Source organism: uncultured Aquimarina sp. (assembly GCF_947500065.1).
Lineage (GTDB): Bacteria > Bacteroidota > Bacteroidia > Flavobacteriales > Flavobacteriaceae > Aquimarina.
Genome location: NZ_CANMQT010000002.1, coordinates 608,713 through 631,725, shown reverse-complemented (window position 1 = coordinate 631,725; position 23,013 = coordinate 608,713). Strand labels below are relative to the sequence as shown.

The window sequence follows — 23,013 nt, the reverse complement described above, 5'->3', positions numbered from 1 at the left end:
TTAAAAATATTAGAAAAAGGGATTAATAAGTTATTAATCCCTTTTTTTTATTCTGATAATGAAATTTTTTTATCTAATTCAGCTTTGAATTCTTCTTTATTGTCAATGTAAAAAGCTAAAGTCTTAAATTTTCTTTTAACTCCATAGAGACCAATCATAGCATTTTCATTCTTTACATTAATTACTACATTATGACTTTCTAATTCACCTAGCGGAGATAGTTTTCGAGTAGTATCATTAAATTCAATTGGTTTTGAAGAAATCTCGATAGATTTTATGTTGTTGATGTCTATATTAGCCTCACTTAAGATTCCATATCGTAGATGAATTGTATTCGTTTCAATAGAAAAAGGTCTTTTAAACATTGATTTTAAAAATCCAAAAATCTGAATTCCAGAATAAATACTTAATCCACTTACTATCCAAGCAGCTACTACACTCCATTTCATAAGAAGAATATGTAACACATATGTTTCTATTGCAATTATTGGAATTAGTGCAATTAAAATAGAGATCGTGCCGCTGTTCTTATGATAAGAGAATTCGTTATTTTGGAGTTTGGTTTTCTTCCAGGAGATAAAACCATAATAGAAAATAGCTATTTCCATAGCAAGTAACATGGCAATCTTTTCTGGCAATATTTCTTCGCAAGTAACTTTTAGAGTAGAGAAAAAATCACTGTTCTCGTTTTTATTTACCCTATATGATTTTAGACCTTTTCTTACTTTAAATAAGATAAATGTAAAAACACCAATTTCTAAAAAAGGCAGGAACCAAGTTTTAATTTGATCCAAAAACAATTGATTTTCTTTAGGGATAATAAAAGTTGTTATTACAATTCCTAAGACGAATAATGATAAGACTGTGATTTTTGGGATGTTCTTTTTTCTGATCAATAGAAAATAAATAAAAGGAACCGTAAAAAGAAGATCAGCAGTAATTCCTATTGATAAAGCTCCTGGATTTAATTCAAATAATCTTGATTTCGTAATTGCAATCATCAAAATTATGATCAATAAGGGAAATCCAAATGTAATAATTGAATTAGTGATGTTTAATCTTTTAATCATAAATTACTTTTTTTAATTAAAAAAGTTTATTCATTGTTTTGACCTTCTCCCCATAACAAATCAACTTGTTCGTTGGTTTCCTCTATAATTACATAGAGTTCGGAATAAGTCCATTTATCATTTTGTTTAGTACCTACAACATAGATTCTGGCTTCTCCTTCTGGGCCTTTTATTGGGATAGAAATGTCTGCCATTCCGGTATTGTTCTTAAAATTAAGTTCACCCTGCATAATACCATTAGTTTCTATGGGCTCTCCTAGTGTTTGAACAATATATTCATCCTCTTGTGCTTTAATAAGTGCGTCTTGATAAGGTGTCGAATTTGTAAATGCTTTAGAAACACCGAATATAACAGAGCCTAAAAAGACAAAAAATATGATGATTAATGTAAGACAACCCCCTAAAGGCACTGCCCAAGGCCAATTTCTGCTAAACCAACTTTTTTTTGGTGCGTGTTCTTCCATAAGATGTAGTGCTTTTTATTACTATATAGGTATGGATTTCCCTTTTTTTGTTACAATGGATATGCTAATTTAGAAATTAAGAAGTAATTTGGGAATACTATTCTTTTACTCATATTCTTTTTATCTATTGTAAATTTACAGTTGAACATACCAGAACAAACCCCTACATTTGCTGAAAAATTAAGTGTTGCAAAACCCTGTATCTATAACCGGTATTTCATCTATTTCTCCGTTAGGAATTACTTCTAAAGAGATTTGGAGATTATATAAAGAATCATCTCATAAGATTACTTTTGAAGATTTTAAGGGCGATTTGGCTCCTGTGGCTAAATTAAATTCGGTAGCAAAGGAAGAAATTGAAAAACTTAAAAAGGAAAATTCACTGTATGCTTCTTTAGATGATTCTGTTTTATTTGCAGTTTTTACTGCTAGAAATGCCATAAAAGAAGCAAATTGGGAAGGGGAATTTAATTTTGGGATTAATGTTGGTTCTTCTAGAGGAGCAACAAGTCTTTTTGAGAAATATCATAAAGAATTTTTACAGACAAACCAATCTTCTACATTGAGCTCGCCTACCACTACTTTGGGTAATATATCCTCTTGGATTGCTCAAGATTTAAGATCTAAAGGCCCAGACATTAGTCATTCTATTACATGCTCCACAGCCTTGCATGCTGTGCTGAATGGTATTGCATGGCTTCAATCTGGTTTAAGTGATAAGTTTTTAGTTGGAGGAAGTGAAGCCCCATTGACTCCATTTACGATTGCTCAGATGAAAGCTTTAAAGATATATGCTTCTGCTGATAAGGAAGCTTACCCTTGTCAGGCAATGAACTTTGATAAAACCAGAAACTCTATGTTTTTAGGGGAAGGAGCGGGTATTGCTTGTTTAGAAAATGGTGTCAAAGAGAATGCTTTGGCGTTAATAACAGGTATTGGATATGCAACAGAATCTTTAATACATAATATATCAATATCTACTGATGCAGATTGTTTTCAGAGATCTATGAAAATGGCTATAGGGACCACTAGTTTAGATGAAATCGATGCAATAGTTTTACACGCTCCCGGAACAGTAAAAGGTGATGAAGCAGAGTATAATGCTATTAAGGCCGTTTTTGGTAAAGAACTTCCCGCATTAACCACTAATAAGTGGAAAATTGGTCACACCTTTGGAGCGAGTGGAATTCTGAGTATGGAGCTGGCAATTTTGATGATGAAACATCAGGAATTTATTCCAGTCCCTTTTATAGAACATAAAAGAATTCCTGAAAAAATGGATAAAATTATTGTGAATGCTGTAGGATTTGGAGGAAATGCCGTTAGTATTTTATTAGAGTCATTTTCTAAAATGTAAATGAATAAAAAATAGATTGTTATTAAAACTATCGAATTTGATAAAGCTAATTTGTGTTTTTTGATTTTAAACAATTACTTTTGAAAATTCACATACCATTAATTTATGAGCGTTATTAGACACGATTGGACATCGCAGGAAATACTTGATATCTATAATAAACCATTAATGGAATTGCTGTTTGAAGCAGCAACAATTCATAGAGAATATCACGATCCTAACACGGTACAAGTTTCTACTTTATTATCCATTAAAACAGGAGGATGTCCTGAAGATTGTGGCTATTGTCCTCAGGCTGCACGATATCATACGGATGTAGAAGGAAATGATTTAATGAGTGTTCAACAAGTAAAAGCACAGGCATTACGTGCTAAAGCTTCTGGAAGCTCTAGAGTTTGTATGGGAGCAGCTTGGCGTAATGTAAAAGACGGTCCAGAGTTTGATGATGTGTTAGAAATGGTACGTACTATCAATAAGTTGGAAATGGAAGTTTGTTGTACGCTAGGAATGATTACTGAAAATCAGGCGCAACGCCTTGCAGAAGCTGGGTTATATGCTTACAATCATAATTTAGATACATCAGAAGAATATTATAAAGAAGTAATCTCTACTAGAGGTTATGAAGATCGTTTAGAAACAATAGATAATGTTCGTAAAACTAACGTTACTGTTTGTAGTGGAGGTATTATAGGGATGGGTGAGAAATCAGAAGATCGAGCAGGAATGTTAGTTGCTTTGGCAAAATTAAATCCACAACCAGAGTCGGTGCCAATTAATGCACTAGTTGCTGTAGATGGTACACCAATGGAAGATCAAACACCTGTAGAAATTTGGGATATGATAAGAATGGTAGCAACAACCAGAATTGTAATGCCACAAACACAGGTAAGATTATCAGCAGGAAGAACAGAAATGAGTAGAGAAGGACAAGCCATGTGCTTTTTTGCTGGTGCAAATTCGATTTTTGCAGGAGATAAATTATTGACAACTCCTAATCCTGATGTAAATGAGGATATGGAAATGTTCAAAAAATTAGGATTGAACCCTCAAAAACCATTCGTTAAGAAGGCACAACCAGATACTGTAGAAGCAGAAGATTCTATGTTTGAAGCTAAAGGAGAAAAGCCTAAATGGTCACGACCAGATCATACCATTGAAAAAAATGAACTTGCCAAGCAGAAAGCTAAAGAAACTGTTTATAAAGATCAATAAACAATAATAGAAATTTTTGATAACTCAAAATCTTGATGTTGTTTTGCGAACTTCAAATTTAACAAACCATGATGTTAACTATTTTTTATACCAAATGGTATTAATTAATTTTTTAATAAGCGCCCATTATGGGCTTTCATAATCAGTGGAATTAAATTTAGAGCAAATACCAAGAGTTGAGTCAATTACCAAAGAAGAATTTCTTAAAGAATATTTTATACCACAGAAACCTGTGGTAATTAAGAAACTAATAGAGGATTGGCCAGCTTATAAAAAATGGAACCTAGAATATATTAATGAGGTTGCTGGCGATAAAACCGTGCCATTATTTGATGATAGACCCATAAATTCTGAATTTAAGTTTAATGAACCGCATACAAGCATGAAAATGAGCGAGTATGTAAATTTGCTAAATTCAAAACCTACTAATTATAGAATCTTTCTATATAACTTATTAAAGGAAGTACCAAGGCTTAGGGAAGATTATAAGTACCCCGAAATCGGTTTAAGATTACTAAAAAAAATGCCTTACCTTTTTTTTGGTGGCGAAGGGTCTAAGGTATTCATGCACTATGATATTGATTTGGGTAATATTCTCCATTTTCATTTTCATGGAGAGAAACAATGTATATTATTTCCTCCATCAGAAACAAAATATCTATATAAAGTGCCCCATGCATTAATTGCACATCAGGAGATTGATTTTACAAATCCTGATATGGAAAAATGGCCTGCTCTTAAAAAAGCTAAAGGATATATAGCAAATCTTACACATGGAGAGACACTGTATATGCCAGAAGGATATTGGCATCAGATGACCTATCTTACTCCTGGATTTTCAATGAGTATTCGTGCAATGGCTACTAGATTCGGGAATATGAATAAAGCAGCATACAATATTTTCTTTATGCGTTATTTCGATAATGTTATGCGTAGGATTGGTGGTCAGAAATGGATGGATTATAAAAATGAAGTGGCTGTCAAGAGAACTAATAGGAGGTATAATTCATAAGTAGGGAAACCGTGCAACTTTTTTGATTAGTTTTTGTCTTTATTAGCAGAAGGTCATATAATCTCTATGCATGGAATTTGTGAATATTATATTGGTAATAAGTGCTTCTCAAGGATTTCTTTTTGGTTTTGCGATTATATTTTCTCCATATTTTAAAAGCCAAACGAATAAATATTTAGGATATTCAATCTTGATATTGTCTTTCCTGATGCTTAATGTGTATCTCGATGCATTAGAAATATATAAGGAATATCCCAAATTTTTAATTTTATACGATATAGAGTGGATTTTTTTATTTCCAGTTTTTTTCTTTCACTACATACTAAAATCAATTGATCATAATCTAATAGGAGATCGGAAACTTCTTCTATTATACATCCCGTTTTTATTCTCGGTAATAATAAATGTTATTTTTAATCTAGAATATGTCTATGAATGGTATAGGTATTCATGGGAGTATAAAGCATTTGTTTATGATTGGATTTTTGACATTCAAGAATTTGGTTATTATTCCTTTAATTTTGTGATTGGAATCTGGGCATATAGAATTCTCAATGGAGAAAAGTATATAAATCACCAAAATAGTAAGTGGTTAAAAAGATTATGTATTTGGGAATTTTTATTGGTTACTTCTTGGATTTTGATAGATATCGCTGACATGATTTTTGATATTGGTTATCATATTGGGATCTCTATAATATGTTCTGAAACGTCCTTGTTTATTTTTTGGATTGTATATAACGGAATTTATTCATTGAAACTTACAAATAAAAAGAATGTTGTCAGTGTTTCTGATAATGATGCAATGGATAAAAAAACAGAGCTTTCAATTTCTGAAAATTCATTTTCTGAAAACAATGTGTATTTCCAAAAATTAGAAAATTTATTACGAAAGGATTGTATTTATCGCGATCCTAATTTGAATCAAGAAATGATTAGTGAGGCTTTAAATATTAGTTCTGGTTATCTTTCTCAGATTGTAAATGATGTAACTAAAAAGAATTTTACAGCATATATCAACTCTTATCGCGTAAAAGAGGTAAAAGATATGATACTTGATGAGGAATTTGATAAATATAGTCTATTAGCAATAGGATTAGAAGCAGGTTTCAAGTCTAAAACTACATTTTATACTTCTTTCAAAAAAGAAACTGGATTAACTCCAAACCAGTTTAAAACGAATCATAAAAAGGTGCTGATTTTTTAAATCTTAATAATTCGGAACACTGATTCTTTGTTTACTTCCTAGTTTTGAACTCAATCAGAAGTTAATTGATCTTTGCCCTTAGTTTTCTTGAAAAGGGTTTTTGTGTGCAACTGATTGATTTTTTCATTGTCAATAGTGATGTAATTCTTAAAACGTAATAGTATGATTTTAGATTTTTTAAAGAGGTGTTTTTTGTGGTTAATTTTGGTTGGTTTAATTGGATGTCAATCGGACGATGACACACCAATAGTTGTAGAGGAAACGATAAATGGATTTTGGTTAGCTGCCGATAAAGGATATATTATTGAATTTAAAGATGGTCAAGATGTTATGTATAATGTGAATGCTTTTGGGTGTTCAATTCTTGATGAAGACTTTAAAGCAGAAGAATTCGCCGGTCTTACATTAGATATGGTAAATACTAATGAGTTGATAGGTACTTCAGAATTAATAGCTTCGGATATTAAATTTACAAGGTTAGAAAATCAAAATGAGTTTTGTTTACCGGATCAAATCTCGAAGACTGAAGATCCGAAAGTGAATTTTGATCATTTCTGGAATATCTTCAATGATTATTATGCTTTTTTCGAAACTAGAAATGTGGATTGGTCGCAATATCAAAGTTTACGGGAACAAGTAACTTCTGAGAATTTTTATGAAATTATTGGAGAGTTAGTACTTTTATTAAATGATGGTCATGTTGCAATCGATGATGAAGAAAATAACATTGGAATAGATGCGGGCTTACGGGGTTTATTAGAGCGATTAAATGCTAGTCTAAGCGGAGATTTAATAATTGATTCAGGAGAAGATTATGATAGGCTTTATAATCAACGATTAGAAGTGATAGCATTAAAGTATTTTGGAGGAGAATTTGAAATAGATCAAAGTGAAAATATTGCTTGGGGTTTAATGGGTAGTACTATTGGGTATGTTAATATTCTTGGTATGGAAGGTTATAGCGCTGATGAGAGTACAGAGTTGCAAACGTTGAATATTGTTTTAGATAAAATGATGGATGATTTTAGGAATGCAGAGATTTCTAAATTGATTATAGATACTCGTTTTAATGGAGGAGGATATGATATGGTATCTGTAGAGATAGCATCGCGATTTGTTGAGCAAGGACAACCTGCTTTTTCTAAAAAGGCAAGATTAGGAAATGGTTTTACAGAGAGTACTTCTATATCTGTAACTCCTAAGGGAGATTTTCAGTTTACAGGTGATATCGTATTATTGACAAGCCCATTAACTGCAAGTGCTGCAGAGATTTTTACATTGTGTCTGAAGGATTTGCCTTATGTAACAATAGTAGGAGATAATACAAATGGTGTTTTTTCTGATATTCTGGTTCATGTATTGCCAAATGGAGCATTAATCGGATTGTCTAATGAAGTCTATAGTGATGCTCAAGGCGTGGTTTATGAAGCTGTCGGGGTTGGTCCAATTGAAGAGAATAGAGTTCCATTATTTTCTAATGCTGATTTTGTAGAAGAAAAAGATAGTGGAATAGATAAAGCCATTGAATTATTGAGCGCTAACAATTAGGCAACGTTTTATTCTGATAAATCTTTAGCCTTCTCAAAAACTAATTGGTTTTCCCATCCTCTATAGAGAAGATAATCAATTAGTTTTTTTCTTTTTTTATACATATCTGTTTCTGAGATAGAAGCGAATTTTTTTTCTGCAAGTTCATGAAATATGCTGAGATATTCGTTCTCTGGAATTTCTTTTAATGCAGATTTTATGCAGTACTCAGAAATCTGTCGGAATTTTAATTCTCTAACAATTCGTTGTTTGCCCCATTTCTTGATCCTGAATTTTCCTCTTGCAAAACTTTTAGCAAAACGTTCTTCATTTAGGAAATTATGTTCTAAAAGATGTAAAATGATTTTTTCTTTTGCTTCTGGAATAAGTTTCATAGTATATAGCTTGTCATTTATATCTTTATGACAACGTTCCTGATAGGCGCAATAATGTTCCATTTTTTTTATAGCCTCGGTTACTGTAATAGATTCAGGTATTTTTTGATACATAAACGCAAATATAGTAAACAAAAAAACCCAGCCTACATCAGTAAGCTGGGTTTTATTTTTATTGTATCATTTCTCCATCTTTATCATGGAAATGATATTCTAAATACGTGTAAGCGTCTCTAGGTATAATTTTTACCCATCTTTTATGGTCTATAAACCATTTAGATCGGGCGGATGGAAATCCTTTAGTTAAAAAAGCTGCAATAAAAGGGTGCGCGCTAAGCGTTAGCTTTTTATGTTCTTTTTTAATTAACTTTTCTAAATCAACCTTTATTTTGTCTATTAAACCTATTGGCGCCTCAATTTCGCCATTTCCTCCGTTAGGATTTTCCTCACGGGTTTTAATATTCATTTCTGGTCGCACGCGTTGACGCGTGATCTGAATCAAACCAAACTTACTTGGTGGTAAAATTTTGTGCTTCGCCCTGTCGTCTTTCATCTCTTCACGTAAGTGATTGAAGAGTGTTCTGCGGTTATCAGCATTATTCATGTCAATAAAATCGACTACAATAATACCTCCCATATCTCTAAGACGTAGTTGGCGGGCTACTTCGGATGCACTGATTAGGTTGACCTCTAGAGCAGTGTCTTCTTGATTTTTGGCCTTGTTTGATCGATTACCACTATTTACATCAACAACATGCATTGCTTCAGTGTGTTCGATTACAAGATAGGCACCCTTACTCATGGATACTGTTTTACCAAAACTTGTTTTGATTTGTCGTTCGATACCGTGTTTTTCAAAAATCGGTACGTTAGACGTGTGTAACTTTACGATTGATTCTTTTTTTGGTGCAATTTCTTGCAGATAATCTTTGATTTGGTTGCAGAGATCGTGTTCGTCTACAACGATCGAAGTGAAGGTGTCATTAAAAACATCTCTCAATATGGAGGACGCTCTATTCATTTCACCTAAAATTTTTGATGGATGGGGTGCTTTATATAATTTTTTACACATAGACTCCCAACGATCCACCAAGTTTTGCAAATCTCTATCTAGTTCTGCTACTTTTTTGCCTTCTGCTACAGTACGAACAATAATTCCAAAACCTTTTGGTTTAATACTTTTTACAAGTCTTTTTAGACGTTCTTTTTCTTCTGAAGATTCTATTTTCTGTGAAATAGAAACTCTGTTGGAAAAAGGTACTAAAACAATATATCTACCGGCAATCGAAAGCTCTGAGCTAATTCGAGGGCCTTTTGTAGAAATAGGTTCTTTTACTATTTGTACTAATAGCGATTGATTTGATTTTAACACATCTGTAATAACACCGTGTTTATCAATATCGTTCTCAAAAGGAAAATCCTTTAAAGAATAATCTCTTAATTTACCTGTGCTTACACGTTTAATGAATTTAAGTAAAGAAGATACTTGAGGACCTAGGTCATGATAATGCAAAAATGCATCTTTCTCATAGCCTACATTAACAAATGCGGCATTAAGACCTGGGACAGCTTTGCGGATTTTGGCAATAAAAATATCACCCACTGCAAAATTACTGTCGTCTTCTTCCTTATGTAATTCAACTAGTTTTCCATCTTTTAATAAGGCAAAATCAGTAGAGGAACCAGATCTAATGATCAATTCTTTGTTCACTCTAATTAGATTTTTATCCACCTCGATATTTTCGAGACAGATGGATTAAACAAATTTTATTCACAGGAATTTTAATAATTCCGTTGAAACAAAGTCTTATAAAGGTAGAGATATAAGGTACTCTATTTCGATTTCAAAGAACATTCTTAAATAGAAAAAGTAGTTAGAAAACTACTTTTTCTTATGGCGATTAGCTCTTCTTCTTTTTTTACGCTTGTGCGTAGCTACCTTGTGTCTTTTACGTTTTTTACCACTTGGCATAGTGCGATCTTATTTATTGATTATTAATTTTTTACTTAACTTCTACGTTAGTTTTTACACCTTCCACAAATACTTTTGCCGGCTTAAATGCAGGGATATTATGTGCAGGGATTTTGATTGTAGTGTTTTTAGAAATGTTACGGCCAGTTTTTTCAGCTCTAGTTTTGATGATAAAGCTACCAAAACCTCTTAGGTATACGTTATCTCCGCTCTCTAAAGAACTTTTTACTTCTTCCATAAAGGTTTCAACAGTTGCCTGAACATCTCCTTTTTCAATTCCTAGTTTTTCTGAAATTTTTGCTACAATATCTGCTTTAGTCATTATATTACCTATTTAGGGGTTTTTAAATTTTCAAGGGGGCAAATATAGCAATTTAAAATCCAAAATATCAATACTTAAGATGAAATTATCATCTTTTAAAGGTTTAATTTTACAAAACTTATGATTTTGTTATGATTTTCCCTAAAAAACTCATTTCGTGGTACTTACAAAACAAAAGATCGATGCCATGGAGAGAAACTTCCGATCCTTACCGCATTTGGTTAAGTGAAATTATACTTCAACAGACCAGAGTTGCCCAAGGATTACCTTATTATTTGTCATTTACCAGTCAGTATCCAACAGTTTTTGATTTAGCAAAAGCAGAAGAAGAGCAAGTGCTAAAACTATGGCAGGGTTTAGGTTATTATTCTAGAGCCAGAAACTTGCATGCTACTGCAAAATATATAGCAACTGATCTTAAGGGTGTTTTTCCGGATAACTATAATGACTTATTAAAATTAAAAGGTGTAGGAGATTATACTGCAAGTGCTATAGCTTCTATATGTTATGGAGAGGTGGTTCCTGTAGTGGATGGTAATGTATATAGGGTTTTGTCTAGGTATTTTAATATCGATACTCCTATTAATAGTACTCAAGGAATTAGAGAGTTTAAAAAAATTGCTTTTGAATTCATTGATCCGGAACAACCAGCAACTTATAACCAGGCAATCATGGAATTCGGTGCTTTACAATGTAAGCCACAAAATCCGTATTGTATCGTTTGTCCGCTAAATGATAGTTGCGAGTCATTAAAAAAGGGTACGGTTGCCTCCTTGCCAGTGAAGATTAAAAAATTAAAAGTAAAAAAACGATACTTTAATTATTTGATATTTTCCGTAAATGATCAGCAAACTATTATAAGGCAACGAACGGGTAAAGGGATTTGGCAAAATTTATATGAGTTTCCGTTGATAGAAAGTGATAAAGATGTAGACCTTATATACATAAAGGGACATGCTGATTTTAAAAGTTTATTGAATAACATGGATTATGAGATTACGCTTTTTGAAGATAAATTTAAAATTCATAAGCTTTCTCATCAGCATCTGTATACCCGTTTTTATATTATAAAAACAGATAAAAAACCTGAAATTAATGGAGAATTAGACTTAGTAGAAATACAGAAAATCAGCGAATATCCAGTCCCTATATTATTGGGTAATTTTATAGATAGCTTTTTTTAGGTATGATGCTTTTTTATTACATTTACTATAAATAATAAAGAGTATGTCTGGAACGTTAAATAAGGTAATGCTTATTGGCCACACTGGTGATGAAGTAAAGATGCATTATTTTGAAGGAGGGAACTGTATCGGTAGATTTCCGTTGGCAACTAATGATTCTTATGTAAATAAAGCTACAGGAGAAAGAGTTACTTCTACAGAATGGCATAATATTGTGGTGCGAAATAAAGCCGCTGAAATTTGTGAGAAATACCTGAAAAAAGGTGATAAAGTGTATATTGAGGGTCGTCTTAAAACAAGAAAGTGGCAAGATGAACAAGGAAAAGATCGATATAATACTGAAATACAGTGTGTCGATTTTACATTCTTAACTCCAAAGACTGATGGTCAGCAAGCTGAAATAGTTGCACAAAAACAACCAACAGTAAGTGAGTCATCTGTTGATAATTCGCAGTCGGTTTCATCTTCGCCAACAGAGAAAGAAGAGGATGATCTTCCGTTTTAATATGTTAACTAAACAGCTATAATTTGGACCCTGATCCCGAACCGTTATTTATATTATTCGTTGCTTTTGATTCTATGCAGGCAATTAATTGGCTTGTCCTTATATTACTATTGATTTGTTCTGCTTTAATTTCAGGAAGCGAGGTTTCTTTGTTTTCGCTGACTCCTTCTGATCTAAAGATAGAAGGGGAAGAAGCAACGATCAATCAAAAGATAATTTCAAAATTATTGAGTAAACCAAAGAAGTTATTAGCTACAATACTAGTGGCGAATAACTTTATAAATATTGCTATAGTTTTGCTTTTCGACACACTCGGTGAGATCTATTTTAAGGGTCTTGATGATATAGTCGTTCCAAGTTTAGAATGGTTAAGCGTTAGATTTGTTGTCGAAGTAGGTTTAGTTGCCTTTCTTATCTTGTTGTTTGGAGAAATATTACCAAAGATATATGCAAGTAGGAACAAGGTAAAATTTGCCAGTTTTATGGCGCGACCATTAAGAGTTTTGGATTGGATTATTACTCCAATTAGTTTGCCTATGCGAAGTGTTACCATACGTATTCATAATAGATTAGGGAAACAAAAATCAAATATAAGCGTTGATCAGTTATCACAAGCTCTAGAGTTGACTTCTGATACTGATACAACTTCTGAAGAGAAAAAAATCTTGGAAGGTATAGTGTCTTTTGGTAATACGGATACCAAACAAGTTATGAAGCCAAGGATTGATATTTTTGCGCTTAATCAAGACTTGGAATATTCAGAAATTATCCCGGAAGTTATTGAGAATGGATATTCTCGTATTCCGGTATATGAAGATAGTATTGATAAGGTAATAGGGATTCTTTATGTCAAAGATTTATTACCTTATATTAATCATAAAAATTTTGATTGGGTCGTTTTGGTCAGGGAACCTTATTTTGTTCCAGAGAACAAGAAGTTAGATGATTTACTGAATGATTTTAAGGATAAAAAGAATCATTTGGCAATTGTGGTAGATGAGTATGGAGGAACGAGTGGTTTGATTTCACTAGAAGACATCATTGAAGAAATTGTTGGTGATATTAGTGATGAGTTTGATGATGAAGATTTGATATTTTCTAAGTTAGATGATAATAACTATGTTTTTGAAGGAAGAACTTCATTAAAAGATTTTTATAAAGTAGTTAAGTTAGAAGATCATTCTGTTTTTGAAAGCAAAAAAGGAGATGCAGAAACCATTGCTGGTTTGTTATTAGAGATTTCTGGTAGTTTTCCAAAAAGAGGAGATGTAATTACATTAGAACAATACTCCTTTAAGATAGAATCCTTAGATAATAAACGTATAAAAAGGATAAAATTAACGATTAATGAAGTGTAGACTGAGTAAATTTTTAGTAGGTATTATTCTATGTGCTTTGTGTTCTTGTGGAGGCGATACATTGCCAAAACCCAAAGGAATGTTGAGATTGGCTTATCCTACTCCAAGCTATGAGCAGGCCTTAATAGATTGCTCTTATACTTTTGAAAAAAACAATGCTGCTAAGTTTGAAAGAGCAAAGAATAATAAAAAATGTTGGTATAATATAGAGTACCCAAAACTAAATGCTACTGTATATATATCTTATTATAATATCAATAAGAATCTAGATTCTTTATTAAGAGATGCGCAAAACCTAACACAAGAACATTTTATAAAAGCGGATGCTATTCAACCAAAGGATTTTGTTTATCCAGAGAAAAAAGTTTACGGTAGGATATATGAAGTGACAGGAAATGCCGCTTCTACTTGTCAGTTTTATTTAACGGATAGTATACGGAATTTTGTATCAGGTTCTGTTTATTTTAAGGTGAAACCAAACTATGATTCTATCCTTCCGGCAGCAAAGTACTTGCGAAATGATATTATTCATTTTATGGAGACTGTTCAGTGGAAGGAATAACGCTAAACCTTAGTTAATTTTTCTACTTACTATATCGCTACTCTCATAATTTTAGTGATTTTTGCAGCTTATTAAATGGGCAATGCAAAACGCAAAACTAAAATGGATATATTTAGCCATACTATCGCTGGTATGGGGTAGTTCATTTATTCTGATTAAAAAATCTTTGATAGGTCTAACACCAATGCAATTAGGAGCCTTAAGAACACTATTTGCAGCTGTTTTTTTGTTTCTTATAGGTTTTAGGAGCATGAGGACTATCAAGAAAAAAGAATGGAAATGGATTGTTATTTCTGGTTTTTTAGGCACATTTATTCCAGCATTTTTATTTGCTTTTGCAGAAACTGAAATTGATAGCGGCATAGCTTCTGTCCTTAATTCTACAACTCCCTTGGTCACTTTAATTTTAGGAGTATTAGTTTTTTCCATACGGTTTAATAAAAATCAATTAATAGGGGTTTTTGTAGGTTTAATAGGGTGTTTAGCATTAATATGGGAAGGAGCTTCAGTAAACCCAAATCAGAATTATTGGTATGCAGCTTTAGTGTTATGTGCTTCTGTTTGTTATGCAACAAATGTGAATATTATAAAACGATATATGCAGCAAATTTCACCTATGGCAATTGCTAATGGTAACTTTATTGTACTTGTTATCCCTTCCTTGATTGTATTGTATTATTCGGATTTCTTTGATGAAAAAATAATAGACAATGCTTCTATGCATACGAGTTTGATGTATATATCTGTACTTGCTGTGGTAGGAACTGGAATTGCTAAAGTGTTATTTAATAAATTAGTGCAGATGAGTAGTCCTGTTTTTGCTACTTCTGTTACTTATACAATTCCGATAGTGGCTTTGATGTGGGGATTATTAGATGGAGAAGAGTTTTCTTTTTATCAGGTAATCGCTGCAGGGATTATTATTCTTGGTGTATACATTGCAAATCGTAAAAAATAAAGGTCCGATCTAAAAAAGAACGAACCTTCATTATGTCATTTTTTGGATTAGATTTTATTTAAAATCTTCTTCTGTAATACCTTCATTGATTTTTACTTCTTTTAAGTTGAAATCTATTTTTTGAGGTCCAAAAGATATCGATGTAACCTGTGGGAACTGAATTCCATTAATCTCTTTATAATTGCTGTACATCATTGCAGAGGATATTGTTTGTCCAGCCATTTCCTGAACAATTATATCCTTAATTTTTAACCCAGTTTCTGTGTCAAAAAAAGTGGTTTTCTGCTCACTCATTTTTAATTTATAAGCTTTACCACCTTCATAAGGTTCAACGCCTTCTAAAATTGCAGTAGTATTCTTAAGTTCTGGAAAAGGGAATACTTCATTTTTAGCATTTGTAATTTGTTTTTCAGTATAATCTAATCTTTGACCTTGCTGCATAAAATAGCCTTTATTACTATCAAAAACATTTTTACTCATTGATTGACCATTCATTTTAACATCGGTCATCGTTTGGTTTTTAGAAGTGACTTTCATATCCATTACTAGTGTCATGCCATTCATAGATGCTTCTGAAGTGGAGTATATTGACTGAACAGCTTCCAGTTTATCTTTACCTCCAATTACTTTAAAATAGTTATCTAAAACGGATTGAGCAGTTACGCCTTCTGGTGTGGCAGCATTATAATCCGGTTTTTCTACTCTATTTCCGTATTTGTCAAAATATAAAACAGGAATTTTCTTTCCATCGAAACTAATTTTTTCAAGGTTTTTAATAACATCACTTCCCTTACCGACTAATACAATTCTGGCTTTATCTAAGTTAAAGTATTTGTTAGCTACTCTTTTGATATCAGCCTTGCTTACTGCATTGATTTTAGCAATAAAAGTTTCGTAAAAATCTTTTGGAAGATTTTGAGTTTTAATATTGATGCTTCTTGATGCAATTGTTCTATCGTTTTCTGAAGCTAAAATGAAATCCCCTAAGAATTTAGCTTTTGCATTTTTAAGCATTTCATCATCTACTTCCTCAGTTCGGATTCTTTTAATCTCTTTCAGCGTTTCTACTACTGCACTGTCGGTTACCATGTTTCTTACTTTGGCAGTAGCTCTAAACGCAGTTTTAAAGTTTTTGTTTCTAGGGAGTGTAGATCTTCCTCCATAGGTGTATCCATGCGCTTCCCTTAGATTCATATTGATATAACTACCAAATGAACCACCTAGGATATAATTTGCCACAAGTGCTGCATGATGATCTTCATCAGCCATTTTTAGGTCAGAAATATTCATTACAGCCATTTCCGTCTGCACAGCGTTAGGCATATCAACAAAATTGATTTGTCTGTATTGTGCATCTTTTACCTCAGGAATTCCAAATGATGGTGCTTTTCCAGCTTTCCATGGGGTGAAATGTTTTTCTACTAATTTCTGAGCTTTTTCGGCTGTTATATCACCACTAATTACCATATAGGCATTTGCAGGTACAAAGTTGTTTCTGTAGTATTTTTCTACATCAGCAAGCGTAATGTTATTTACTGTTTCTTCTGATGTGTACTCTCCGGCGGGATGATTTTTTCCATAAGCAAGAACACTTCTTACTCTATTGGCAACTGCTTCTGCGCTACTTTCTCCAGATTTGATGCCTTCAATTAATTTTTTCTTTTCAAGATCCAATTCCTCTTGTGTAAAGTTTGGATTTAATGAAGCTTTGGCAAAAAGTTCAATGATACGGTCAGAATACTTAGATAGTGATTGCGCAAATCCACCAGATACTCCTGTGTTAATAAAAGCACCTAGAAAATCAACTTCTTCATTAAAAGCATCTTTGCTGATGCTTTTGGTTCCTTTTCCCATCATTTGAGATACTACTCCTTCTATTCCTGCTTTATCTCCTTCTGTATTTGGTGGGTTATCCAATGATAAGCTAACCGTAATTCTTGGTAGTTTTTTGTTTTCTACCACAAGAACAGTAAGTCCATTACCCATTTTAAATGTAAAAGGTTCTCCTAAGTTAATAACAGGAGTGGGTCCAGATTTTGGCATTTTTGATCGATCTATTTGCGCCTGAGCACTAATTGCAATCAGTAAAAATGCTATTATAAAGGTTATATTTTTTTTCATTACGATATTCTTTTTTATTATTTACTTGACTCAGGTAAATAGTCAAGATTAAGACGTTGGTTTTTGTTCAGATACTTCTTAGCTACATTTTGGATGTCTTCTCTGGTGATTGATCTGTAGATTTCTATTTCTTTATTAATAAGATTAGTGTCACCAAGTAACATGTTATATCTTGCTAAAGAATTTGCAATACCTTCTATACTGGAGTTAGAGTTCACAAAGTTATTTTCGAATTGATTCTGAAGTTTGTTGAATTCACGTTCAGAAATTAATTCATTTTGTAGTTTTTCGATTTCAGCATCCATCTCAGCCTGAAGTTTGTCTAAACCTACATCTCCAAGAGGTAATGCTGCCATAAGATAGGTTCCGTAATCTTCTTGAGAACTTGCAAAGGCGAAAACTTGTAACGCAATTTTTTTATCTTCTACCATGCTTTTATACATTCTAGAGCTATTGCCTCCGGTTAGGATTGTAGAAATGTAATCTAGGACATATGATTCTTTATCAGTTCTCTTAGGAGTTCTATAAACCAAAATTTTTGCAGGAATTTGAATGTTCGCATCAGTTTCTTTAGCAAAAAACTCTTCGGTAATAGGTTCTTCTTTTATAACTGGTCGCGTTGTTTTCTCATTGTTGTTTTTGATACTTCCAAAATAATCTGAAATCATTTTTTTTGCGCTTTCAATGTTTATATCACCAGCTACAACTAGGGTTGCATTATTGGGGTTATAGAATTTTTTATTAAATGCAATAAACTCTTCGAGTTTAGCTGCATCTAGATCCTTCATTTCGCCTATAGTTGTATGATTATAAGGATGTTTTTTAAACATGAGTTTTGCGGTAGTCGCTTGAACTTTTCCGTATGGTCGATTGTCGTAACTTTGTCTCTTTTCTTCTTTTACAACCTCATTCTGAGTGTCAACTCCTATTTTATTAATAACGGGATGAAGCATACGCTCAGATTCCATCCATAATCCTAGTTCTAGATTATTAGAGGGTAATGTCTCGTAGTAATAGGTTCTGTCCTGAGTGGTATTAGCGTTATTTCTTCCACCATTAGCAGAAACGATATCAAACCATTTTCCTCTTTCTATGTTTTTTGTTCCTTCAAATAAAAGATGTTCAAAAAAGTGAGCAAAACCTGTTCTTCCTGCTTCTTCGTCCTTTGCGCCTACATGATACATAACACCTACAGTTACTACTGGAGCTTTGTTTTCTTGGTGTAGAATTACATGTAGACCATTATCTAGATCATATTCTGTAAATTCTACTTCTTGTGCACTACCAGATGCTGCTATCAGGAGTCCACAAGCGATTGTGTAAAGTTTATTTTTCATTAGTAATAATTTTGTTTGTTGAATATGTGTGCAAAGATCGCATTTTGTTACGATTTTGACGGAAAAGAATTATAATGCGCTAAATGTCTTATTTGTAATAAATTAACAGTTTTTTAAGCCTGAAAACCGCTAATAATCCATAAATTTCTGTTAAATCCAAATAAGAGAAATTATGAAAAAGTCTACAATCCCTGTTAAATATGGTGTTCTTATTGCAATTGGGCTAATTGCGTATTTCTTAATTTTATCATTAATTGGGGTGCAAACTAATCCTGTTTTTAGCTTGGGTAATGGAATTATAGTAGCATTCGGATTGTATAAAGCGATGAAGGATTATAAACAGGAAAAAGGAAACACTTTTGAATACCAAAAAGGCTTTATGGCTGGATTGTTTACGGGGTTTAATGCTACTCTTATATTTATTATTTTCTTTGCTATTTATGTTACCAATATCAATACTAACTTTCTCCCAGAAATGCTTGCTAACTGGAGTTCTCATTATCATGTAGGAGTAGGAATAGTGGTATTTGTGGCAGCTATTATGGGTTTTGCAACGACATTTGTATTGACCCTATCTTTTATGCAGTTATTTAAAGATAGTTGGAATATTAAAAAAAAACATAATTCACATCCCATAAAGGCGTAAAATATTTGTTAGTTAATTAATTAGGAGTATATTTGCACCCGCTTATTTTCGGATGAGCGACAGTTCTTTAGATATAACAAATTAATTAAACGTTACGCTATGTACGCAATTGTAGAGATAGCAGGGCAGCAATTTAAAGTTGCAAAAGACCAAAAAGTTTTTGTTCATCGTTTAGCAGGAGAAGAAGGAGACAAAGTTTCTTTTGACAAAGTTCTTCTTACTGCAGACGGAGATAAAGTTACTTTAGGCGCCCCGGCTATAGATGGAGCTCAAGTAGGAGCAAAAATCACGAGACACCTTAAAGGTGATAAAGTTATTGTTTTCAAGAAAAAGAGACGTAAAGGATACCGTGTTAAAAATGGTCACCGTCAATCTCTGACTGAAATCATAATCGAAAGTATAGTAGCCTCTGGAGCTAAGAAAGCTGCTCCTAAGAAGGAAACTAAAAAAGCTGCGCCAAAAGCTGAAAAGAAAGTAGAAGCTAAGGCTGCTGCTCCTAAAAAGGAAGAAGCTCCAAAGAAAGCTGCTCCTAAAAAATCAGCTAAAGCGGATGATCTTAAAAAGATTGAAGGTATTGGACCGAAAATCGCTGAAACTCTAAAAGCTAATGGTATTGTTACTTTTGCTGATCTTGCAAAAGCTGATCCAAAAGAAATTGCTGAGTTTATTAAAGATGTTCGTGGAAATCACGTTCCTGATACTTGGCCAAAGCAAGCTGAAATGGCTGCTGAAGGTAAGTGGGACGAGTTAAAAGAATGGCAAGATAAATTAGACGGCGGGATTGTAAAATAATCGCGTTATTATTAACGATATAAAACCTTAAGAAAATGGCTCATAAAAAAGGAGTTGGTAGTTCTAAGAATGGTAGAGAATCAGAATCGAAACGTTTAGGTGTTAAGATTTTTGGTGGACAAGCTGCCATCGCTGGTAACATCATTGTAAGACAAAGAGGTACAGCACACAAGCCGGGTGAAAATGTATACGCTGGTAAAGACCATACATTACACGCTAAAATTGACGGCTTAGTTAAATTTACTAAGAAAAAAGATAATAAATCGTATGTTTCAATAGTTCCTTTTGAAGCATAAGGATATTTCCTTTGTAATAAAGATTAACCCTTTTCAAGTTAGCTTGGAAAGGGTTTTTTGTTTAAATTAAACAAATAAAATTATTTTTTCATGAGTAAAATTATAAAAATTTCATGTTGTTTAACCTTTTTGTTGATGACAACAGCTGTAATCTCTCAGGATATCCCTAAGTATGATTATCTAGAAGTTATCGTAATACAGAAAGCAAATAACAGCGGGAGAGTAAAAAGAATAAAAGTTCAGGAGCAAAAATCATTAGAAGGAAAACAGATAACGATTAAGCAGCTGGAGGATCTAAAGGGAACTTCGGATTTATTAAATTATATGAACGCTGCCAATTGGGAGTTCGTAGATCGTCAATCTGTAGTATCTGAAGAAAATGATCCTGTATGGATGAGTTATATATTTAGAAAAAATAAATAGGTAAAAAAATAGCCCTTACCAAAAAAAGGTAAGGGCTATATCTATTTTCTAAAAGCACAGCGATCTGAATATCTAGAAACGCCGACAGTTTAATTTAGTATCTGTAATGTTCTGGCTTAAATGGACCTTCTACAGTTACGCCAATATATTCAGCTTGATCAGTACGTAATTCAGTAAGTTCAACACCAATCTTGGCTAGATGTAATTTTGCTACTTTTTCATCTAGATGTTTTGGTAGCATATAAACATCATTATCATATTTTTCACTGTTTTTCCAAAGCTCAATTTGTGCTAAAGTTTGATTTGTAAATGAATTACTCATTACAAAACTTGGGTGACCTGTTGCACAACCTAAATTTACTAAACGACCTTCAGCAAGAATGATTACATCATTTCCGTTTACATTGTATTTGTCTACTTGAGGTTTGATAGTATCTTTAGTATGACCGTATTTTTTATTTAACCAGGCCATATCGATTTCATTGTCAAAATGTCCAATATTACATACAATGGCTTTGTCTTTTAAAGCTTCAAAATGATGTCCTTGAACAATATCTTTGTTTCCGGTTGTAGTAATAACGATATCACTATTTCCAATAACAGTTTCTAGTTTTTTTACTTCAAAACCATCCATAGCTGCTTGTAAAGCACAAATAGGATCAATTTCTGTTACAGTAACGATACTTCCTGCACCTTTAAAAGAAGCAGCAGTACCTTTACCAACATCACCATAACCACAAACGGTTACACGTTTTCCAGCTAGCATAAGATCTGTTGCACGACGAATAGCATCCACTGCACTTTCTTTACATCCGTATTTGTTATCAAATTTAGATTTAGTAACAGAATCATTAACATTGATAGCAGGCATAGTTAAAGTTCCATTTTTTACACGCTCATATAAACGGTGAACACCTGTAGTTGTTTCTTCTGACAATCCTTTGATCCCAGCAGATAATTCTGGATAACGATCTAAAACCATATTTGTTAAATCTCCACCATCATCAAGAATCATATTTAATGGCTTTCTGTCTTCACCAAAAAATAATGTTTGTTCTATACACCAGTCAAATTCTTCTTCTGTCATATCTTTCCAAGCGTAAACAGCTGTTCCTGCGTCGGCAATAGCTGCAGCTGCTTGATCTTGTGTAGAAAAAATGTTACAAGAACTCCAAGTAACTTCTGCTCCAAGGGCTTGTAAAGTTTCTATTAACACTGCCGTCTGGATAGTCATATGAAGACAACCAGCAATACGCGTACCTTGCAGTGGTTGTTCATCTTTATACTCTTCTCTAAGTGACATTAGACCTGGCATTTCAGCTTCTGCTAGTTCGATTTCTTTTCTTCCCCAGGCAGCTAATGAAATGTCTTTAACCTTGTAAGGAACATAAGGCATTGTTTTGGTACTCATAGTATCTATTTTATGTTTATGAAGTGCAATATTTTTAGTATTTCGCACTAAATTATTCTAAATTCGTCTCCTGAAAATCAAGACACTGGTTCTTGATTTTCGGTTTGCAAAGGTACATAATAACTTTAATAATTCACATGCCTCTTTACAAAACTATAACAGTAGATGATAGTACTAATATATTGATTTGGAAGATAGAAGAATCTTTTGAACTTCTGTCTGAAGGAATCAAGTTAACTGATCATTGTCAGAAAAGGGTAGATAATATGAAGTCTGATATGCATAAACGCGGTTTTATGAGTATTAGACATTTATTGGCAATTTTTGGATATACAGACCATGATTTATATTATGATGATTTTGGGAAACCTCACCTAAAAGATGGAAAACAAATTTCTATAACACATTCTTATGAATATGCAGGAGTCATTATTAGTGATAAATTGGTGGGGATTGATATCGAAAAACAACGTGAAAAAATTCATAGAATCGCTCATAAGTTTGTGGAGTCAGAGCAAGAATTTGTCGATCAACAAAAAGAAGAAAAAACACGTGTATTGACCATCATTTGGGGAGCAAAAGAGTCTTTGTATAAATTATATGGAACAGCAGGATTAAGTTTTGAACAAAATATTCATATTATGCCTTTTGATCTTAATATGCCATTTACAGCGGGAAGTATTCATCATAAGGATAAGATTAGTCATTATGATATTACATTTACAGAGTTTGATGGCTTTACCTGTGTATATGCTTTACCGTATGAATAGTGATAATTTTTAAGCCACGAATGCACGAATATTTTATGGGGATTATAATACACAAAAAAGAAAGCTATGAGGTGTTAGGTGCTTTGTTTGAGGTTCATAACAATTTGGGAGG

23 protein-coding genes are annotated in these 23,013 nt (G+C 32.8%); 15 read left to right on the top strand and 8 right to left on the bottom strand.

The window, feature by feature from the left end:
* Window positions 1–47: 47 nt before the first annotated feature.
* Both Q0975_RS08245 and Q0975_RS08240 read right to left on the bottom strand, forming a co-directional pair.
* Complete coding sequence (locus Q0975_RS08245) at window positions 48–1,070, bottom strand: hypothetical protein (protein WP_299435201.1); 1,023 nt, start codon at window positions 1,068–1,070, stop codon at window positions 48–50.
* 26 nt (window positions 1,071–1,096) lie between these two features.
* The gene (locus tag Q0975_RS08240) at window positions 1,097–1,534 is read right to left on the bottom strand and encodes a cytochrome c oxidase assembly factor Coa1 family protein (protein ID WP_299435199.1); all 438 of its coding nucleotides are present in this window, start codon (window positions 1,532–1,534) and stop codon (window positions 1,097–1,099) included.
* Window positions 1,535–1,721: 187 nt separating this feature from the next.
* On the opposite strand from Q0975_RS08240, the gene Q0975_RS08235 reads away from it, so the two are divergent.
* The 5 genes from Q0975_RS08235 to Q0975_RS08215 all read left to right on the top strand — a co-directional run bounded on the left by Q0975_RS08235 (window position 1,722) and on the right by Q0975_RS08215 (window position 7,870).
* Entirely contained in the window at window positions 1,722–2,891 is a 1,170-nt protein-coding gene (locus Q0975_RS08235) for a beta-ketoacyl synthase N-terminal-like domain-containing protein (protein WP_299435198.1), read from the top strand.
* Between the two features lie 105 nt (window positions 2,892–2,996).
* Window positions 2,997–4,103: a biotin synthase BioB gene (gene bioB / locus Q0975_RS08230; protein WP_299435197.1), complete on the top strand. Its 1,107-nt coding sequence runs from the start codon at window positions 2,997–2,999 to the stop codon at window positions 4,101–4,103.
* 145 nt (window positions 4,104–4,248) lie between these two features.
* Window positions 4,249–5,115: a cupin-like domain-containing protein gene (locus Q0975_RS08225; protein ID WP_299435195.1), complete on the top strand. Its 867-nt coding sequence runs from the start codon at window positions 4,249–4,251 to the stop codon at window positions 5,113–5,115.
* Window positions 5,116–5,185: 70 nt separating this feature from the next.
* The gene (locus tag Q0975_RS08220; RefSeq protein WP_299435193.1) at window positions 5,186–6,322 is read left to right on the top strand and encodes a helix-turn-helix domain-containing protein; all 1,137 of its coding nucleotides are present in this window, start codon (window positions 5,186–5,188) and stop codon (window positions 6,320–6,322) included.
* A 162-nt stretch (window positions 6,323–6,484) separates the two neighbouring features.
* The gene (locus Q0975_RS08215) at window positions 6,485–7,870 is read left to right on the top strand and encodes a S41 family peptidase (RefSeq protein WP_299435191.1); all 1,386 of its coding nucleotides are present in this window, start codon (window positions 6,485–6,487) and stop codon (window positions 7,868–7,870) included.
* A gap of 8 nt (window positions 7,871–7,878) precedes the next feature.
* Here the strand turns inward: Q0975_RS08215 and Q0975_RS08210 are convergent, their stop codons facing one another.
* The 3 genes from Q0975_RS08210 to Q0975_RS08200 all read right to left on the bottom strand — a co-directional run bounded on the left by Q0975_RS08210 (window position 7,879) and on the right by Q0975_RS08200 (window position 10,538).
* Complete coding sequence (locus Q0975_RS08210) at window positions 7,879–8,358, bottom strand: regulatory protein RecX (RefSeq protein ID WP_299435190.1); 480 nt, start codon at window positions 8,356–8,358, stop codon at window positions 7,879–7,881.
* A gap of 58 nt (window positions 8,359–8,416) precedes the next feature.
* Window positions 8,417–9,955 carry an Rne/Rng family ribonuclease gene (locus tag Q0975_RS08205; protein WP_299435188.1) on the bottom strand — a complete coding sequence of 513 codons (1,539 nt, stop codon included), beginning with the start codon at window positions 9,953–9,955 and terminating at the stop codon, window positions 8,417–8,419.
* Window positions 9,956–10,247: 292 nt separating this feature from the next.
* Window positions 10,248–10,538 (bottom strand): HU family DNA-binding protein, encoded by a 291-nt coding sequence (locus Q0975_RS08200; RefSeq protein WP_024768281.1) that lies wholly within the window; start codon window positions 10,536–10,538, stop codon window positions 10,248–10,250.
* A 131-nt stretch (window positions 10,539–10,669) separates the two neighbouring features.
* On the opposite strand from Q0975_RS08200, the gene mutY reads away from it, so the two are divergent.
* The 5 genes from mutY to Q0975_RS08175 all read left to right on the top strand — a co-directional run bounded on the left by mutY (window position 10,670) and on the right by Q0975_RS08175 (window position 15,105).
* Entirely contained in the window at window positions 10,670–11,722 is a 1,053-nt protein-coding gene (mutY, locus tag Q0975_RS08195; protein ID WP_299435187.1) for an A/G-specific adenine glycosylase, read from the top strand.
* Between the two features lie 43 nt (window positions 11,723–11,765).
* Complete coding sequence (gene ssb / locus Q0975_RS08190; protein WP_299435186.1) at window positions 11,766–12,227, top strand: single-stranded DNA-binding protein; 462 nt, start codon at window positions 11,766–11,768, stop codon at window positions 12,225–12,227.
* A 23-nt stretch (window positions 12,228–12,250) separates the two neighbouring features.
* The gene (locus tag Q0975_RS08185; protein ID WP_299435184.1) at window positions 12,251–13,585 is read left to right on the top strand and encodes a gliding motility-associated protein GldE; all 1,335 of its coding nucleotides are present in this window, start codon (window positions 12,251–12,253) and stop codon (window positions 13,583–13,585) included.
* Window positions 13,575–14,147 carry a gliding motility lipoprotein GldD gene (gene gldD, locus Q0975_RS08180; RefSeq protein ID WP_299435183.1) on the top strand — a complete coding sequence of 191 codons (573 nt, stop codon included), beginning with the start codon at window positions 13,575–13,577 and terminating at the stop codon, window positions 14,145–14,147. The genes Q0975_RS08185 and gldD overlap by 11 nt, the downstream gene beginning before the upstream one ends.
* A gap of 82 nt (window positions 14,148–14,229) precedes the next feature.
* The gene (locus Q0975_RS08175) at window positions 14,230–15,105 is read left to right on the top strand and encodes an EamA family transporter (protein WP_299435181.1); all 876 of its coding nucleotides are present in this window, start codon (window positions 14,230–14,232) and stop codon (window positions 15,103–15,105) included.
* A gap of 54 nt (window positions 15,106–15,159) precedes the next feature.
* On the opposite strand, the gene Q0975_RS08170 is transcribed toward Q0975_RS08175, so the two are convergent.
* Window positions 15,160–17,226 carry a pitrilysin family protein gene (locus tag Q0975_RS08170; protein WP_299435179.1) on the bottom strand — a complete coding sequence of 689 codons (2,067 nt, stop codon included), beginning with the start codon at window positions 17,224–17,226 and terminating at the stop codon, window positions 15,160–15,162.
* Window positions 17,227–17,243: 17 nt separating this feature from the next.
* On the bottom strand, window positions 17,244–18,563 hold the full coding sequence (locus tag Q0975_RS08165; RefSeq protein ID WP_299435177.1) for a pitrilysin family protein: 1,320 nt from the start codon (window positions 18,561–18,563) through the stop codon (window positions 17,244–17,246).
* A gap of 172 nt (window positions 18,564–18,735) precedes the next feature.
* On the opposite strand from Q0975_RS08165, the gene Q0975_RS08160 reads away from it, so the two are divergent.
* From Q0975_RS08160 to Q0975_RS08145, 4 genes are all read left to right on the top strand, one after another.
* Window positions 18,736–19,209: a DUF4199 domain-containing protein gene (locus Q0975_RS08160; protein ID WP_299435175.1), complete on the top strand. Its 474-nt coding sequence runs from the start codon at window positions 18,736–18,738 to the stop codon at window positions 19,207–19,209.
* A 99-nt stretch (window positions 19,210–19,308) separates the two neighbouring features.
* Window positions 19,309–20,001 (top strand): 50S ribosomal protein L21, encoded by a 693-nt coding sequence (gene rplU / locus Q0975_RS08155; RefSeq protein ID WP_299435173.1) that lies wholly within the window; start codon window positions 19,309–19,311, stop codon window positions 19,999–20,001.
* 35 nt (window positions 20,002–20,036) lie between these two features.
* Entirely contained in the window at window positions 20,037–20,297 is a 261-nt protein-coding gene (gene rpmA / locus Q0975_RS08150) for a 50S ribosomal protein L27 (RefSeq protein ID WP_299435171.1), read from the top strand.
* A gap of 135 nt (window positions 20,298–20,432) precedes the next feature.
* A complete protein-coding gene (locus Q0975_RS08145) occupies window positions 20,433–20,720 on the top strand; it encodes a hypothetical protein (protein WP_299435170.1) in 288 nt (95 codons plus the stop codon).
* A gap of 94 nt (window positions 20,721–20,814) precedes the next feature.
* Here the strand turns inward: Q0975_RS08145 and ahcY are convergent, their stop codons facing one another.
* Complete coding sequence (ahcY, locus tag Q0975_RS08140) at window positions 20,815–22,131, bottom strand: adenosylhomocysteinase (RefSeq protein WP_299435169.1); 1,317 nt, start codon at window positions 22,129–22,131, stop codon at window positions 20,815–20,817.
* A 137-nt stretch (window positions 22,132–22,268) separates the two neighbouring features.
* Here ahcY and Q0975_RS08135 point away from each other — a divergent pair, with 137 nt between their 5' ends.
* Complete coding sequence (locus tag Q0975_RS08135) at window positions 22,269–22,901, top strand: 4'-phosphopantetheinyl transferase superfamily protein (RefSeq protein WP_299435168.1); 633 nt, start codon at window positions 22,269–22,271, stop codon at window positions 22,899–22,901.
* The last annotated feature ends 112 nt before the right edge of the window (window positions 22,902–23,013 follow it).

What these genes read in the sequence shown, in the direction of transcription:
- rplU (WP_299435173.1), top strand. Translation starts at nt 19,309, where the DNA reads ATGTACGCAATTGTAGAGATAGCAGGGCAGCAATTTAAAGTTGCAAAA.
- Q0975_RS08135 (WP_299435168.1), top strand. Translation starts at nt 22,269, where the DNA reads ATGCCTCTTTACAAAACTATAACAGTAGATGATAGTACTAATATATTG.
- Q0975_RS08165 (WP_299435177.1), bottom strand. Translation starts at nt 18,563, where the DNA reads ATGAAAAATAAACTTTACACAATCGCTTGTGGACTCCTGATAGCAGCA.
- Q0975_RS08210 (WP_299435190.1), bottom strand. Translation starts at nt 8,358, where the DNA reads ATGTATCAAAAAATACCTGAATCTATTACAGTAACCGAGGCTATAAAA.
- ahcY (WP_299435169.1), bottom strand. Translation starts at nt 22,131, where the DNA reads ATGAGTACCAAAACAATGCCTTATGTTCCTTACAAGGTTAAAGACATT.
- rpmA (WP_299435171.1), top strand. Translation starts at nt 20,037, where the DNA reads ATGGCTCATAAAAAAGGAGTTGGTAGTTCTAAGAATGGTAGAGAATCA.
- Q0975_RS08245 (WP_299435201.1), bottom strand. Translation starts at nt 1,070, where the DNA reads ATGATTAAAAGATTAAACATCACTAATTCAATTATTACATTTGGATTT.
- Q0975_RS08170 (WP_299435179.1), bottom strand. Translation starts at nt 17,226, where the DNA reads ATGAAAAAAAATATAACCTTTATAATAGCATTTTTACTGATTGCAATT.
- gldD (WP_299435183.1), top strand. Translation starts at nt 13,575, where the DNA reads ATGAAGTGTAGACTGAGTAAATTTTTAGTAGGTATTATTCTATGTGCT.
- Q0975_RS08215 (WP_299435191.1), top strand. Translation starts at nt 6,485, where the DNA reads ATGATTTTAGATTTTTTAAAGAGGTGTTTTTTGTGGTTAATTTTGGTT.
- Q0975_RS08240 (WP_299435199.1), bottom strand. Translation starts at nt 1,534, where the DNA reads ATGGAAGAACACGCACCAAAAAAAAGTTGGTTTAGCAGAAATTGGCCT.
- bioB (WP_299435197.1), top strand. Translation starts at nt 2,997, where the DNA reads ATGAGCGTTATTAGACACGATTGGACATCGCAGGAAATACTTGATATC.
- ssb (WP_299435186.1), top strand. Translation starts at nt 11,766, where the DNA reads ATGTCTGGAACGTTAAATAAGGTAATGCTTATTGGCCACACTGGTGAT.
- Q0975_RS08160 (WP_299435175.1), top strand. Translation starts at nt 18,736, where the DNA reads ATGAAAAAGTCTACAATCCCTGTTAAATATGGTGTTCTTATTGCAATT.
- Q0975_RS08175 (WP_299435181.1), top strand. Translation starts at nt 14,230, where the DNA reads ATGCAAAACGCAAAACTAAAATGGATATATTTAGCCATACTATCGCTG.
- Q0975_RS08200 (WP_024768281.1), bottom strand. Translation starts at nt 10,538, where the DNA reads ATGACTAAAGCAGATATTGTAGCAAAAATTTCAGAAAAACTAGGAATT.
- mutY (WP_299435187.1), top strand. Translation starts at nt 10,670, where the DNA reads ATGATTTTCCCTAAAAAACTCATTTCGTGGTACTTACAAAACAAAAGA.
- Q0975_RS08220 (WP_299435193.1), top strand. Translation starts at nt 5,186, where the DNA reads ATGGAATTTGTGAATATTATATTGGTAATAAGTGCTTCTCAAGGATTT.
- Q0975_RS08145 (WP_299435170.1), top strand. Translation starts at nt 20,433, where the DNA reads ATGACAACAGCTGTAATCTCTCAGGATATCCCTAAGTATGATTATCTA.